We start from the raw sequence: 2,233 nt of genomic DNA on the forward strand, positions 1-2,233 counted from the left end.
TCTGCTGCATCATCACCGGCGCCAGCGCGCCCTGCCGGGAGCAGATCTCGTGGTTGTTCCCGAGCCGGTGGCCCACCTCGTGGTTGATGAGCATCTGCCGGTACGCGTGCATCTTGTCGTCGCCGAAGGTCTTCGCGCCCTGTGCCCACCGATAGGCGTTGATCATGACGCGCTCGGTGGAGGCGGAGTCGCAGGAGACGTTGTCCTGGGTGGTGTCCAGACCGGATTTCAGACACCACTTCGCGGTGGTGCCGGGGCTCGCCAGCGTGATCACGAAGTCGGCCCGGCCGGAGGAGACCCGGTCGAAGGAGCGGGTCCCGCCGTGGCCCCAACTGCGGTCGTCGTTCAGCGTCTTGTGCACGGCCTCCGCGAACAGCTTGCCGTCCAGCGGCAGGCCCTTCTCCACATCCACGCGATAGCGCAGCACCCGGCCCCGGCCGGTCCCCTTGTCCTGCCCGGGGACCGTCGTGAACGCCCCGGATCCGCTCAGCTTCGGGTCCAGCGGGAACTTCCGCGTCATCAGCGCGCCGTACGAAGGGGCCTTCGGGGCCGGGGTGGTCGGGGCGGACCGGGCCGCCCGCTCGCCGTTCCCGTCGTCGCCGGCGGCGTCGGTGCGGTCCGCGCCGCCCTGGGCGCGCGCGCTGTTGCCGCTGTCCTGCTGCGGCCCGTTGGCCACCTGCCCGGCGACCACGACCGCCAGCACGGTGGTCACGGCCGCGGCGGCGACCCCGGTGAACGTCCGCCCCTTGCCGCCCTTGGCGGCGCCGGCCGCCTCTTGAGGCTCGTCCTCACCTTCGTCGGCGTCGGCGTCCATGCCATCGGCGCCGTCTGCCCTGGCGCGGCGCGGCGCTCCCGGGGCGCCCGCGGCGAAGACGTCCTCGCCGTCGCAGTCGAGGGCTTCGGAGGTGTCGAACGCGTCGACGTACTCCTTGCGCGGGCCTGGCATCAGGCCGCCCACCGTCGCGCCCGGCGCAGGGCGCGCGGTCCGCGCCCCGAAAAACGCCCGCGCCCCGCCGGGCACACCGCCCGGACCGCCCGGACTACCCGGCCCGCCGGGCACACCGCCCAGACCGCCACGCCGTACCGGCCCGCCAGGACCGGCCTGACCACCGGGACGCGGCTGGCCGCCAGGCCGTCCCGGTCCACCGAAACCGCCGGGACCCGCCGGACCTCCAGGCCCCCCGGGCCCGCCGGGCCCGCCGGGGGCCATACGACCACCTGGACCGCCCGGACCGCCCACGGCGCCCCAACCGCCGCCCGGCTCACGGTGCTCCGGATGTCCGCCCCTGGCCCGCGGCACACCGGGCCCCTGCGGACGCATCCGCGGCACGCCCTGCGGCGGCGTCACGCCAGGATCCGCACCAGGCTCAGGACCAGGCCCCGGCCCCGGCACCATCCGCCGCCTGCGGCCGGTGCCCGGACCTCCGGCCGGACCGGCCAGACCGGAGGGCGGGTACTCCACGAAGCCGGGGCCGGCACCGGGGCCACGGCCGCCGCCGGGGGCGGAGCCTGGGCCCGCCTGCCCGGACCGGCGGTCGCGGTCTTCCTGGCTGCCACGTGCGCTGTGTTTACCCACGCGCCGCACCGCTCCCGTCCGTGCCGGGCACCGGGGCGGTCCGTCTCCCCGGGTCGCCCCGGCGGCCGCCGTCCTCCCGGCCCTCCCGGCCTGCTCTGCCTTCTCGGCCTGTCACGTCGTCGAGCAGTTCACGCATCCCCTGCGCCACTGCCTCGGGATACTCCATCATCGCCACGTGCCCCGCGTCCACCAGCGTCAACAGCCGCGAGTCGCGGAAGGCAGCGCCGGCCCGCTGCGCCATGCGGTAGGACACCAGTTGGTCACGCATGCCGTACACCAGCAGCGTCGGCGCCAGCACCCGCTCGGCCTGCCGCCACATCGAGTGCTGGCCGCCGAGCGTGTACGAATCGACGAGGCCGCGCGCCGAGCGCGTCAGCGAGTCCCAGAAGTACGGGAGGGCGAGCTTCCGCTTGAACTCCTCCACCGCCAGCGCGAAGTTCTCCGGGCTGACCTGCGACGGGTTGCCATAGGTGAGCGCCATCGCCTCGCGGGTGCGCCGCTCCGCGTCCCAGTCCCGGGTCAGCCGGGTGAAGAGCCGGGTGACGCCGGGGACCGCGAGCAGGCCGGTGGGCACCGCCGTGATTTGCGGGGGCAGTTCGGGCAGCGCGGGCGAGACGAGGGTGAGGGTGCGCACCAGGTCCGGCCGCAGCGCGGCGA

At 75.3% G+C, this 2,233-nt stretch carries 2 protein-coding genes; both read right to left on the reverse strand.

Annotated features, from left to right (window positions below):
* The coding region (locus CCN51_RS09485) for a DUF3152 domain-containing protein (protein WP_425444753.1) at positions 1-1,210 on the reverse strand (1,210 nt) is incomplete at its 3' end.
* Between the two features lie 358 nt (positions 1,211-1,568).
* Positions 1,569-2,233: alpha/beta hydrolase (locus CCN51_RS09495; protein WP_143675759.1), on the reverse strand; the 665-nt coding region annotated here is incomplete at its 5' end.

The organism is Streptomyces milbemycinicus, assembly GCF_002154605.1.
Classification (GTDB): Bacteria; Actinomycetota; Actinomycetes; order Streptomycetales; family Streptomycetaceae; genus Streptomyces; species Streptomyces milbemycinicus.